An 11,732-nucleotide genomic window follows, 5' to 3' on the forward strand; every position below is an offset into this window, starting at 1 on the left:
TGTCTTTTAAAATGCTCCATATATTAAGGAGTATTGAATGAATGCTGTAAATAAATCTATCCTTTTCATGTTGATGTCTACGTTAAGCTTATCTGTTACTGGACTGTTAGCAAAGCAGTTGTCAGGCGAACTTTCCGTCACACTATTTAGCTTCTTACGTTTTTTGGTGCCTGCGCTTATCTTACTTATCTTACTTCGTGTGAAAAACCTTACCTTTCCTAAAGCGGGCACGCTAAAGCCTATTTTATTGCGTGCTCTTTGTATCGGTTTGTCACAACTTTGCTTTATCGCGTCATTACAAACGTTAACGCTCGTTGAGGGGGTCGTTTTGTTTGCTACTGGCCCATTATTTATTCCCTTGGTTGAAAAGCTGTTCATGAGGGGGCGCATTCGTGTTTCAACATTGGCGGCTTTAGCAATGGCGTTCACTGGTGTGGTTATGTTGGCGGGCGGTGGAAGTGAGATTACATGGCGAGCGGATTTATTGCTCGGCTTGGCTGGTGGACTCTTCAATTCTGGTTCTCAGCTTACGTTATATAAAGTGAGTAAAACAAATATGTCGCCGCTAGAAATCAACTTTTGGGCGTTTGGTTTTGCCGCCGTATTTCTGTTGCCGCTAACTTTGTTTAACGACTTCGACGTGTTACTTAATATGAGTGTTATGGCGCCTGAGATTTCTTCAAATACTCTGTGGATCGGTATGATGTCTCTGATGATCATTAACACCCAAGTTTTTCGCTCCAAAGCATATAAACTGGCAAGCAGTGGCTCTCAACTTGCGCCACTCATTTTTACTAACTTATTGTTCACTGCGGTTTGGCAGAGCCTGTTTTTTGAAGACCGAATGAGTCAAAGTCAAATTGTTGGGATGAGTTTAATAGTGCTCGCAATCATACTGAACACATGTTGGGTTCGCTTTACGGCGCATCGCAGTGGCGGTTTACAAGCGAAAACTTCTTAGTCTGTCGGAAAATGAAGGGGGCAGGTAGATAAATTGGTCGTGTGGTTTGATTTTTCCTGAGTATGGGCTAGCGTCAAGAAAGGTTCAGGGAGAGAAATCATGCTTACGCTAAATTATTACGTCGAAATTTCGGCGACACCGCAACGAGTGTGGGAAGTGCTAACCGATGTTGAGTTGTATAAACGTTGGGCACAAGCCTTTTCACCGCAGTCTCAATTTGAAGGAGCTTGGGAAGAAGGAGGTGGCATCACTTTTTTTGATCCAGATATGGGCGGGACAAGGGCGATCATAGATACGGTGCTACCGCTTCAAAAACTTGAATTTCATCATGTTGCCATTTTTAATCCGGATAATCGTCAACAACTCGATGCTGACCTAGCATCTAGGTGGATCGGATCGCGAGAGATCTACCAGATCGATACCAACAACGATCGTTTACTACTCAATGTTACCATTCATACTCACAACGACTTTGTTTCCATGTTTAATCACGGATGGGAAAAAGCTTTACCCTTGATAAAAGCCATTAGTGAAGAGCAAGCTTAGGGTTCTTGCTTATCTTGGGCTGACGATGCGTTGCCTGAAGGTATACAATAGCACGCAAGATAGCGCACCTAAGAGAGTGGATGATGGAATTTAAAGTTGATACCCATACACATACGTACGCAAGTGGTCACGCGTACAGTACCTTGATTGAAAATGCAAAGTTGGCAAAAGAGAACGGGCTGGATATGTTCTGCACGACCGATCACGCAGAATCAATGCCGGGTGCGCCTCATTACTGGTTCTTCTCGAACCAGAAAATTCTGCCTCGCTTTCTTGAAGGCGTTGCGATTATTCGTGGCGTTGAATCTAACATTATGAATACCGAAGGCGACATTGATATTCCACTGAGTGTGGACCGCAACTTAGATTGGGTGATCGCGAGTTTTCATGAACCCGTTTTTCGTCCTGCAAACAAGCAAACTCACACGGAAGCACTTGTTAATGTCATTCAGAGTGGTCGTATTGATGCGCTCGGTCATCTTGGTAATCCAAATTTCGACTTTGATTTTCAGACCGTTTTAGCGTGCGCGAAAGAGCACAATGTCGCGATTGAAATTAATAACACCACGCTGAAAGGCAACAGCCGAGTAGGCAGCGTAGACCGTTGCCACGAGATTGCACAAATCGGGAAAGATCTCGGTGTTTTCTTCACCACGGGCAGTGACGCGCATTTCTGTCACGATGTTGGTAATCTGGATTTGGTTGGAGAGTTAATGGACAAAGTGGGTATTGATAGCAAGAAAGTGATTACTCACACCGCTCAGCAGTTTTTGTCTTTCTTAGCTTTGAGAGGCCGTAAACCAATTGCAGAATATGACAGCATTCTCAACGCATAAACTTGATTACATTTAAGGTATGCACCCGACGCCAGATTGCTTTACACTGCGACCCGGAAATACTCAACTAAGCTAGTTTTTCGCCTCTTATGGCGTAGGTTATTTGGGTGAATAAAGCCGACACAGAATTCGGCACTATAAATGGAGAAGTGAAAAATGTTACGTCCTTTAGTCCTAGGGTGTGCGATTGCGTTTGGCTCAACATACGCAATGGCAGAAGCGGTTGATTTAAAACAAAACATGAAACAGATGAAGATGGAATTCAAACAGGCGGCGGAAGCGTCTGATGTTGAAACCATGAAATCTGCGATTGATAGCTTGCAAGCGATTGTTGAACAATCTAAGCGTGGTAATTACCCACCAGAGAAGTTTGATACTTACTTAGAAGGCTTTAACAAGCTGACGGTAACGCTAGATAAGATTGAAGCGGATCTTGATGCAGGCAAGCTACAAGAAGCAAAAGCTCAACTGCGTGAAATCGATAGTCTTCGTGAAGAGTACCACGACAAGCGCAATCCAAGCATTTGGAGCAAGTTGTTCGGCTAATTATCTACTGAGCGGAGCATTTGCTCGTGGCAGTGGATTACGCGTTATCTCTAAGTAATGAATGAACACATTATCAGCCTGCCATTTCGGCGGGCTTTTTTGCGCCTGTCAATCGATGCATTCAAGAAAACCTGTGAGGTAGCAGCCACTTATTGATCCTGTTTTTGAGCTACCACTCAGAATTAGTTACGCTGTGTGAAATTTGTTAAGTCACCGTTATGCGTAGATTAATTCCTTTTTACCGCTCGATGTTATTTGCTAGTGCTCTCAGTTGGGTGCTAGTGACGCTGATGCCTGTTATCAATGCTCATGGTAACAGCATGGGCGTGTGGGCAACGCTATGTACGCTTAACGGTTTTGAATTGGTTCAAATAGAAGAAGGCGACAATTCGGTCAGCCACAAAGGTAAGCCTTGTCCGTTTAGCCACTTCTCGACTTTTCATCACGATACACTTCCAACGACACCAATACTCTCAAGACTGAGCTTGGTGATTTCTGACAGCTACGCTTATTTGGCTCTAAGTGTGCGATTTGAAACACCAGTTCCTCGAGCGCCGCCAGTTTCCCTTTTCTCATAACGAAAACAATAACAAGTAAAGTCACATAACACTGCCATTCGAGCAGTGGTACTCCCGAATCTAAGTCAAATCGCGCCGCATACGAATGCGTATGAGCAGGATGCGTTTGGCTCAATTTGGGTGTTCAACAATGAAAAAAGGAAAATACACATGTTGAGAAACTCGGCAAAGCCTCAACTCAAGGAAGCCTCACGCGCAAAATCCATCTACTTCATGACTTGGCGATGGCACTTCTACGCAGGTTTGTTCGTCATTCCATTTATGCTGATACTTTCCCTCACGGGGTTAGTGATGTTGTTTGATGATGAAATCGAACTGGCTCGATACGAAGCGACATTACAAGTTTCACCACAAGAGCAAATGGTTCCCGTCTCTGCACAATTGGAAACCGTAAAGCAGGCGTATCCCGATTTTAATGTCACTCAATTTGTACCTGCTAAAACGGCCGATATGGCCAACCGATTCTCGATTCAAAACCAAGAAGGCAGCTCGCTGATTGTTGCAGTAAATCCTTACACAGGAGACGTACAAGGCACAATTAACCGTAGTGATAGCATCTATGAACTGATGAACAGCATTCACGGCACGTTGCTCATCGGCGACCTAGGCGACCGTTTAATTGAAATCGCCGCAAGTTTGGGGATTTTGCTGTTGGTGTCTGGTTTGTACCTTTGGTTACCGAGAGACAACGCCAGTCGCGCCGGCTTTTTGAAAATTCGCCTTAACAATGGTCCTCGGATTTTGATGCGTGACCTACATGCGAATTTAGGTGGTGTGCTGTCGATTGTACTGTTGTTCTTTTTGATTTCAGGATTGTCGTGGGCAGGGATCTGGGGAGCGAAAATGGTGCAAGCTTGGAATACCTTCCCAACCTATTACACATGGGGTGAGAAACCGGAATCCACACTGACACATAAAGATCTTAACCACGGTGCTTCAGAAGAGATGCCATGGAACTTAGAGCTTGCTGCTGTGCCAGAATCGAAAGATAAGCCCGCTCATGATCATGCCAATATGAAGGAAGAGATGGCATACGCAGGCAGTCATGATGCGCTCTCCATTGATGATATCATCCTCAAGGCTGAAATGATGGGCTTCACTGGTTATAAGCTGTTTTTACCACGCTCTGAGACGGGCGTTTACACCGTTGCAGCTAACTCTATGGGCGGCGACATTTCCGACCCAAGACAAGATCGCACCAGCCACTTTGACCAATATTCCGGTCGCTTGTTGGTGGATGTCACATGGCAAGATTACAGCCTATTTGCCAAGTTCATGGCGGCAGGTGTGTCACTACACCAAGGTGATGTCAGTGTGCTTAACAAAGTACTCAACGTGGTGTTCTGTTTGGCGTTCATCTTAATCTCAATCACAGGTGTGGTGATGTGGTGGATTCGTAGACCAAGTCGCAGTGCCGCATTGGGCGCACCACCTAAGTTTCAGCAAGACGGTATTTGGAAGCTTGGCTTAGTAACGTTGGTAGTATTGTGTCTGGCGTTCCCGATGGGCGGTTTGGCGATTGTTACGGTTCTCGCACTGGATTGGTTGTTGTTTAACCGCGTTGAGAAGCTGAAAACGGCGTTGAATTAGTAACAGACAAAGAATGAAATAGTAAAAGAGCCAGCGAAGTGCTGGCTCTTTTTATTTCTGGTAAATCTCCAGCGGCAAGCCATCTGGGTCTTGGAAGAAGGTAAAGGCTTTGCCTGTGAATTCGTCAATACGAATTGGCTCAACTTCAACATCATTCGATTCTAGGTAGGCTTTCACTTGTTCAACATCATCAACCAAAAACGCGAGATGTCGTAACCCTTGTGCTTCAGGAAAGCTCGGTCTCTCTGGCGCGCCCGGAAAGCGAAACAGCTCAACTTGGCTGCCGTCAGGTAAAGCGAGGTCAAGCTTGTAGGAGTCTCTGGCTTCACGATAGTTTTCGGCAATGACTTTTAGCCCCAAGACTTGGGTGTAAAAGTGTTTTGATGTTGGGTAATCGCTGCAAATGATGGCGACGTGGTGAATGGCATTAAACATGGTTAGTCTCTTCAAACATGGTTAGCCTCTCCGGAGACTAAGTGCTCCTTAACGAAGTCGATAAACACGCGCAGACGAGCAGGCATGTATTTGGTTTGTGCATACTGCATCGCGATAGCGCCGTGGTAGTTACTCTTGATCATCCAATCCGGCAGAACCTCCACCACTTCTCCTTGCTCTAACGCGTCTTTGATCACGAAGTCATGGAAGATCCCAATTCCCAAGCCAGACTTAACCCCGTTCAAGCGCATTTGAGAGTGGTTGACGGCGTAGCGTCCACTTACTGCAATCGAATGAAAGGCTTCTTCTTTAAAGAATGACCAGATGTTGTCTTTGTCGTTCTCGGCAAGGTAAATACAGTCGTGCTGCTCAAGCTCGGTTGGGTGCTCAGGCATACCGTGTTTGGTGAGGTAATCTGGAGAAGCACACAAAACAAGATTGGTCTTGCTGATCTCTTTGAGGACCAGATTCTCATCAGGTTTGTCGGTGAGCTTAAACGCGACATCAATACCTTGGCGGAACAGATCGATCTCACCATCTGCTGCACGCAGCTTAAGCTGTATATTTGGATAACGTTCTAGGAATGGCAACACAAACGGTTGGAGCACCGAATTAAGAAATGCTTCAGGGGCTGCCACTGTGAGTGCGCCTGTTGGCTCGGCATGATCTTCCGCAGATAGCTCAACGGCTTGCTGCGCGGCATTTACCATTGCAATGCTTTGGTCGTAAACCTTTTGCCCAGCTTGAGTGATGATCAACTTACGAGTCGTACGCTCAAACAGTTTGACCGAGAGGGCTTGTTCCAACCGTGTGATCAACTTACTCAAAGCCGATGGCGTTACGCCGAGTTGTTTGGCTGCAGCGGTAAAACTGCCTTCGTTTACCACTAGGATAAACGAAGCAAGATCAGGAAGTAGGGCAATGAGTTTTGGATTAACCATAATTGTTCAGTTCTGCGCAGCGGAATAACGATATTGTCTGGTACGGTTTCACGAGGTTCAAGTGTCACCGTCTCGCTTTAACGATATTTTGCCAAAAATGCATTGAGTTCAGGCAAGCCAGATTCACCAGTATGGTATTGCTGCCAACAGTGATAAATGGCCGTTTCGTGGTCTGCAATCAACTCGATAGCTTCTCGCTCAGCGTTTGAATACTGCTGTGAAGCGTTCACTTCTTCATGCCACTCTCGATATTTGACCTCATAAGGTTCTACCCACTTCAGAAGAGTCGCTACCAACTCTTGCCATGGTAAACCAATCCACTTGGTTGCATCTGCCAAGCCTTTATCCAGCATCTCTTGGTATCGACTTTCGATATCCATGCCATTTGTCAGCAGTACAGGTTTGAGCTTTTCTGCGGTGAGTTCTTCCACTTCAATCAAGGTTTGCCACAGCGTTTGTTGTTCACTTTGGGCGTAATGGCTCAAGTAGTGGTTGAAAAAAGCGATGCCGTAGATTTCGCCATAGTAGGCAGACAGAACGTTATGAATCATGGTGAGAATCGTGATTTAAACAGAGAATACCGCATTGTAGGAGGGGAAAGCGCGACGTGTAAACACCTGATTAAGAGTAAAAAAGTGCTGCTGACAGAATTCGAACAGAACTTGTGAGAATTTTATGAGAATTCGATGAAGTTGCTGATAGATTTGCTCGTCATTCTTAGAGGCAAGAACGCAAAACGTTCGAAACGTAATGCTTAACCTACTCAAGTCACGAACAAAGAAGTAAAGCCGTACACATGGGCTTGGGTAGTTCAACCCTCATTAAAGGATGGAATCACAATGAAAAAACGTACCCAACTCGGACTCGTCATGACTTCAGTCGCTATGGCACTAGGCTCTGCATCAGTGAATGCGGCGGAATTGGAAATCACCGTGACAAACGCAACCAAAGGCATCTACTTTACGCCACTTATTGTTGCTGCACATGGCTCCGACCTTCAAATGTTCAGAACGGGTCAAGCAGCGACTCCGGAACTTGAAGCAATGGCAGAAGGCGGTGATATCTCTGGGCTTGCTAGTGTGATTGGTAACGCTGGTGGTGCGGTGGTAGAGAACCCTGCTGGTGGCATTTTGAATCCGGGTGTTGCAACCACCTTCACCTTGGACAGTGGCGACCACGGATATCTTTCTCTGAGCGCGATGTTGCTGCCAACTAATGACGGTTTTGTCGGTCTAGATAGTTGGAAGATTCCAACGGAAGCGGGTACATACCGAGCAACGCTAAGAAGTTACGATGCTGGTACAGAAGCGAACGATGAACTTGCGTCTAGCATGCCAAACCCACCTTTCATTACCTTTGGCACTGGCGGCACAGGCGTTGAAGCAACGGTAACTAACGACAAAGTTCACGTGCATCCGGGTAACCTTGGTGATAGCGATCCAACTGGCGGCATCAGTGACTTAGACAGCAGCAGCCATCGTTGGTTAAACCCAGTTGCAACCATCACAATCGTTGTGAAGTAAGGGGGATGTATGAAATACAGAATCTTACTAGTAGCAGCTTCAGTCGGCTTGCTCGCCGGTTGTCCAAGCGATGATGATAATGACGTAGTGAAATCGTACCGCTACACCGTCAACGTGGCGAACTTGACTGCGAATCAACCTATGTCTCCGCTCGCGGTACTCAGTCACAATGGTGATTACCAACTGTTTGAAATTGGCCAAGCGGCATCTGTTGAACTTGAGCATCTTGCCGAAGGCGGTAGTAACGCAGAGCTAATTGAATTGATGAACAGCAATGACAGTGTTTACCAAGGCATTTCGGGTAATGGATTGGTGTTGCCGGGTGCATCGGACGAAGTCACCATCACGGTTGACCCTAGTCGTTACGGTTACTTGTCTGTGGCGTCTATGTTTGTGAATACCAATGATGCCTTTGTTGGCGAAACGGGGTTATCGCTCAAATCGCTCGCAGTAGGTGAAAGCTATGAAATGAGCATGAACGTTTGGGATTCCGGTACAGAGCTAAACGATGAGCTTGCTGCAACCATTCCGGGCCCAGCAGGTGGCGGTGAGGGCTTCAATGCCGCCCGTAATGACAGCAATGACGTTGTTGCATTCCATGCGGGGGTAGTTAGCCAAGATGATGGATTAGCAAACTCAGCACTTTCTGCGAACCATCGTTTCTTGAACCCAGGTGCGAAAGTCACCATCACTCGAGTCGAGTAACACAGGCTCCGATGACGTCTCCTTTCCAAAGCGCTTGTAGCCGAGCGCTTTATCCCTCATGGCGTCATCGGAACCTTTTTTGAAAGAATTTCTAATTTGTTCCGGTCATGTGCAAAGTGAGGATACTCGAAGGCAAGGAAAGGACCATGGAACAACAGGCAATCAATTTAGTCGCGAACATCTTGTTGGTGGAAGATGACGATGATTTGGCAGAACTGGTTCAGATGCATCTCAAGTTTCAAGGACACCAAGTGTCGCGAGCCACAAATGTCGCCGATGCTAAAGCGCAATATCAGCAACAACCCTTTGATTTATTGATCCTGGACCGAGGTTTACCAGATGGTGATGGCTTAGACATCTGCCATTATTTGCGCCAGCAACAAGATTGGAGCCCAGTGCTTATGCTGACAGCCAGAGACGGTGAAATGGACAAGGTTGATGGTTTAGAAGCGGGCGTTGATGACTACATCACTAAGCCATTTAGCGTATTAGAATTCCAAGCACGAGTGCGAAACGTGCTACGCAGAGTCAGCCAAACCGTAGAAGCCAAAGTAGCAAATGAAGTCCTCAATGATGCGATGGATTTTGGTCCGCTGAGAATCATTCCGGAGTTGCACCAAGTATCCTTAAACGACAAGGATGTCACTCTTACCGCGACAGAGTTTACTTTGCTGCAGTTTCTCGCGACTCGTCCGGGCAGAGTCTACAGTAAAGATGAATTGCTCGATCACGTTTGGAACACCAGTCATTCTGGTTATCACCACACTGTGTGTAGCACCATTAACCGTTTACGCAGCAAGTTGTCTTTGTCTGATTCTGATCATCACTTCATTCAAACTGTTTGGGGTGTTGGGTATAAGTTTCAGCCAAGACACTAATGCAAGAAAGTAAGTCAAAACATCAAGCCAAGACAGTAAGTCGGCAGTTGTTTTCACCGTCACTTTTCAATCATCACGGGTGTTTCTAAAACATCGCTGTTTAAGGAGGCGATAGGATGAGCTTCAAATCTCGCTTAGTGGTATTTACTAGCTTGTGGTTCTGTCTCGCGGCGGTGGTGATTGCACTGACTTACAATTGGCAAAAAGAAACCATTGAGTTACGCACCAAGCAAAGCCTGCATAAAGAGCTAGCCAGCCACATGCGTGATGATAATCCGCTGATGATCGGAACGGATTACAACCCTAAAGCGCTCAAGTCGATTTTTCACACGCTCATGCTGATCGGCCCTGATTTTGAAATCTACTTCCTCGATAGCCAAGGCAATATCACCACTCATGCAGCACCGGAAGGGGCGGAGATCATGGGGAAGGTGGATCTCAATCCCATTAAGCAATTCTTAAATGACCAGCCTTTTCCTATTTTGGGTGAAGACCCACGTAATCGTGGTGAACACAAAGTCTTTTCTGTCGCCGCGATAGAGGAATTAGGCTCTACGGTCGGTTATCTCTACGTGGTGATTGGCAGTACCCGACATGACGCCATTGCCAATGCTCAAGTCGATACTCCTTATATCGCGCTGGCAGGATTGGTCTTAGTCTCCATCTTAGGCTTTGCTCTTGGGGCTTATGTGCTGGTGAAACGTAGCCTATTGAACCCGATTGAGCGTGTGACCAAGCAACTTCAACAGCAAGCCGAACATGATTTCCGCCTGCAACCTGATTTTACTCACCAAGTGCCGGAGCTCGTGCCGATTGCGCACTCTTATCAGATGATGGCGAAGCACATTCAGCAACAGTTTTTACAGTTGGAGTATCAATCGTCTCATCGTCGTCAAAGCTTGTTGCAGCTTAGTCATGATTTAAAAACGCCGTTATCGAGCGTGCTGGGCTATTTGGAAACGTGGCGTTTGCAACATCCGGAATCCGACCCTTTGATTGACGTTGCTTTCCGAAATTGTGAGAAGCTCTCAACTCAATTGCATTCTTTGTTAGACGCCGCGCGCAAAGAAGCACCAATGCCAAACTACGAGTACCGCCCCGTGGATCTTGGCGCGTTGATGGCAGAATGTGCCGAAACGATGCAGAGCCAGTTTTCTCGTAAAGAAGTGGTGTTGAAAGTGGATATCGATAACGAAATCCAAACTGTGGGTGACAAGGGGCTATTGGAGAGGTTGGTATTGAACCTGCTTGAAAATGCATTGCGCCACAGCCCAATCGGCTCGGAAGTGCATTGCCAAGCGCATTTGAGTGAGGATAAGTCGCGTATCCACTTTACCTTCGTCAATCACATCGAGGAAGAAGCGGAGGGCGGTTCTTTGGGGATCGGGACGAAGATTGTCCAATCGATCTTAATGCTTCACCACAGCTATCTTGAGACCAATGCAACCTCCTCTCAGTATCAACAGAAGTTCACACTTCTCGCAATCTAAAGAGAAGTGTGAGACATAAGTTAATGTTTATTCAATAACACCACATACGACGCGAGCGCCACCACCACCTAGCTTATTTGGGTGATCGGAGTGATTGTCACCACCTGCATGGATCATTAACGCTCGACCTTTTAAATCCGATAATTTTAGGCGAGGCGCGACAACGGGCTGATTGGCATTGCCGTCCATGTCCACATAGAGTGGAGGCAAGTCGCCTAAATGATTGTCATCGGTCCAAGGATAGCCATGCTTCCCTGTGTTGTTAGGATCATAATGGCCACCTGCTGCGCCGCCTAATACGGTTTTGTCATCCTTTTCTATGCTATCGCAAGATGGATTAGTGTGAATATGGAAACCGTGCACACCTGCTGACAAACCTGATAATTGAGGCGTAAAAACAACGCCATAATCACTTTGTGAAATCTCAATGGTACCCGCACTCTCATTGGTGTTGAGAGCAGTCATTTCTACCGTTTTTGCTAGCACGTTAGGGGCGGCGACAAGAGCGGATGCAACTGAAATGCATAGCAATCCTTTTAACATGGGACCTCCTTCTTTTAGGGTGTACGCTCAAGCACATATTAGTGAAAACCTGTTTTACTTATGTCTGTTGAGCGGTGAGTTTATGTCATAGAGTGATGTGTATCACTTTATGGTCTTAAACTGATATCTCGGTCCGAAATCAGCTTTCTTTTATTTAGTC

The 11,732-nt window shown here is 46.3% G+C and carries 14 protein-coding genes; 10 read left to right on the plus strand and 4 right to left on the minus strand.

Annotated features, from left to right (window positions below):
* Positions 1-37: 37 nt before the first annotated feature.
* The 6 genes from NL626_RS17180 (at position 38) to NL626_RS17205 (ending at position 5,057) form a co-directional block, all read left to right on the plus strand.
* Positions 38-961, plus strand: a complete 924-nt coding sequence (locus tag NL626_RS17180; RefSeq protein WP_253657572.1) for a DMT family transporter — start codon at positions 38-40, stop codon at positions 959-961.
* Positions 962-1,060: 99 nt separating this feature from the next.
* Positions 1,061-1,507, plus strand: a complete 447-nt coding sequence (locus tag NL626_RS17185) for an SRPBCC domain-containing protein (RefSeq protein ID WP_005375065.1) — start codon at positions 1,061-1,063, stop codon at positions 1,505-1,507.
* Positions 1,508-1,590: 83 nt separating this feature from the next.
* Positions 1,591-2,343, plus strand: a complete 753-nt coding sequence (locus NL626_RS17190) for a phosphatase (RefSeq protein WP_005375066.1) — start codon at positions 1,591-1,593, stop codon at positions 2,341-2,343.
* A gap of 156 nt (positions 2,344-2,499) precedes the next feature.
* Positions 2,500-2,889, plus strand: coding sequence for a cytochrome b562 (locus NL626_RS17195; protein ID WP_021035869.1), 390 nt, complete (start codon positions 2,500-2,502; stop codon positions 2,887-2,889).
* A gap of 218 nt (positions 2,890-3,107) precedes the next feature.
* Positions 3,108-3,467 (plus strand): hypothetical protein, encoded by a 360-nt coding sequence (locus NL626_RS17200; RefSeq protein WP_063344780.1) that lies wholly within the window; start codon positions 3,108-3,110, stop codon positions 3,465-3,467.
* A 150-nt stretch (positions 3,468-3,617) separates the two neighbouring features.
* Positions 3,618-5,057, plus strand: a complete 1,440-nt coding sequence (locus NL626_RS17205) for a PepSY domain-containing protein (RefSeq protein WP_253657573.1) — start codon at positions 3,618-3,620, stop codon at positions 5,055-5,057.
* Positions 5,058-5,108: 51 nt separating this feature from the next.
* Here the strand turns inward: NL626_RS17205 and NL626_RS17210 are convergent, their stop codons facing one another.
* The 3 genes from NL626_RS17210 to NL626_RS17220 form a co-directional block, all read right to left on the minus strand.
* Entirely contained in the window at positions 5,109-5,492 is a 384-nt protein-coding gene (locus NL626_RS17210) for a VOC family protein (RefSeq protein ID WP_253657574.1), read from the minus strand.
* An 11-nt stretch (positions 5,493-5,503) separates the two neighbouring features.
* Positions 5,504-6,433: a LysR family transcriptional regulator gene (locus NL626_RS17215; RefSeq protein ID WP_085569385.1), complete on the minus strand. Its 930-nt coding sequence runs from the start codon at positions 6,431-6,433 to the stop codon at positions 5,504-5,506.
* A 77-nt stretch (positions 6,434-6,510) separates the two neighbouring features.
* Entirely contained in the window at positions 6,511-6,984 is a 474-nt protein-coding gene (locus tag NL626_RS17220; protein WP_253657575.1) for a hypothetical protein, read from the minus strand.
* A gap of 288 nt (positions 6,985-7,272) precedes the next feature.
* Here NL626_RS17220 and NL626_RS17225 point away from each other — a divergent pair, with 288 nt between their 5' ends.
* From NL626_RS17225 to NL626_RS17240, 4 genes are all read left to right on the plus strand, one after another.
* Entirely contained in the window at positions 7,273-7,956 is a 684-nt protein-coding gene (locus NL626_RS17225) for a spondin domain-containing protein (RefSeq protein WP_005384002.1), read from the plus strand.
* 9 nt (positions 7,957-7,965) lie between these two features.
* Positions 7,966-8,661, plus strand: coding sequence for a spondin domain-containing protein (locus NL626_RS17230; RefSeq protein ID WP_045413258.1), 696 nt, complete (start codon positions 7,966-7,968; stop codon positions 8,659-8,661).
* A gap of 146 nt (positions 8,662-8,807) precedes the next feature.
* A complete protein-coding gene (locus NL626_RS17235; protein WP_054574909.1) occupies positions 8,808-9,539 on the plus strand; it encodes a response regulator transcription factor in 732 nt (243 codons plus the stop codon).
* A gap of 116 nt (positions 9,540-9,655) precedes the next feature.
* Complete coding sequence (locus NL626_RS17240) at positions 9,656-11,029, plus strand: HAMP domain-containing sensor histidine kinase (protein WP_085569382.1); 1,374 nt, start codon at positions 9,656-9,658, stop codon at positions 11,027-11,029.
* Positions 11,030-11,056: 27 nt separating this feature from the next.
* Here the strand turns inward: NL626_RS17240 and NL626_RS17245 are convergent, their stop codons facing one another.
* Positions 11,057-11,572 (minus strand): superoxide dismutase family protein, encoded by a 516-nt coding sequence (locus NL626_RS17245; RefSeq protein WP_047102368.1) that lies wholly within the window; start codon positions 11,570-11,572, stop codon positions 11,057-11,059.
* Positions 11,573-11,732 lie beyond the last annotated feature (160 nt).

The sequence above is a fragment of the Vibrio sp. Y58_MX_L22 genome, assembly GCF_024181865.1.
GTDB classification, from domain to species: domain Bacteria; phylum Pseudomonadota; class Gammaproteobacteria; order Enterobacterales; family Vibrionaceae; genus Vibrio; species Vibrio alginolyticus.

Coding starts and splice junctions, on each gene's coding strand:
- NL626_RS17235 (WP_054574909.1), top strand. CDS start 8,808: ATGGAACAACAGGCAATCAATTTAGTCGCGAACATCTTGTTGGTGGAA.
- NL626_RS17205 (WP_253657573.1), top strand. CDS start 3,618: ATGTTGAGAAACTCGGCAAAGCCTCAACTCAAGGAAGCCTCACGCGCA.
- NL626_RS17190 (WP_005375066.1), top strand. CDS start 1,591: ATGGAATTTAAAGTTGATACCCATACACATACGTACGCAAGTGGTCAC.
- NL626_RS17215 (WP_085569385.1), bottom strand. CDS start 6,433: ATGGTTAATCCAAAACTCATTGCCCTACTTCCTGATCTTGCTTCGTTT.
- NL626_RS17210 (WP_253657574.1), bottom strand. CDS start 5,492: ATGTTTAATGCCATTCACCACGTCGCCATCATTTGCAGCGATTACCCA.
- NL626_RS17195 (WP_021035869.1), top strand. CDS start 2,500: ATGTTACGTCCTTTAGTCCTAGGGTGTGCGATTGCGTTTGGCTCAACA.
- NL626_RS17220 (WP_253657575.1), bottom strand. CDS start 6,984: ATGATTCATAACGTTCTGTCTGCCTACTATGGCGAAATCTACGGCATC.
- NL626_RS17240 (WP_085569382.1), top strand. CDS start 9,656: ATGAGCTTCAAATCTCGCTTAGTGGTATTTACTAGCTTGTGGTTCTGT.
- NL626_RS17225 (WP_005384002.1), top strand. CDS start 7,273: ATGAAAAAACGTACCCAACTCGGACTCGTCATGACTTCAGTCGCTATG.
- NL626_RS17245 (WP_047102368.1), bottom strand. CDS start 11,572: ATGTTAAAAGGATTGCTATGCATTTCAGTTGCATCCGCTCTTGTCGCC.
- NL626_RS17230 (WP_045413258.1), top strand. CDS start 7,966: ATGAAATACAGAATCTTACTAGTAGCAGCTTCAGTCGGCTTGCTCGCC.
- NL626_RS17185 (WP_005375065.1), top strand. CDS start 1,061: ATGCTTACGCTAAATTATTACGTCGAAATTTCGGCGACACCGCAACGA.
- NL626_RS17200 (WP_063344780.1), top strand. CDS start 3,108: ATGCGTAGATTAATTCCTTTTTACCGCTCGATGTTATTTGCTAGTGCT.
- NL626_RS17180 (WP_253657572.1), top strand. CDS start 38: ATGAATGCTGTAAATAAATCTATCCTTTTCATGTTGATGTCTACGTTA.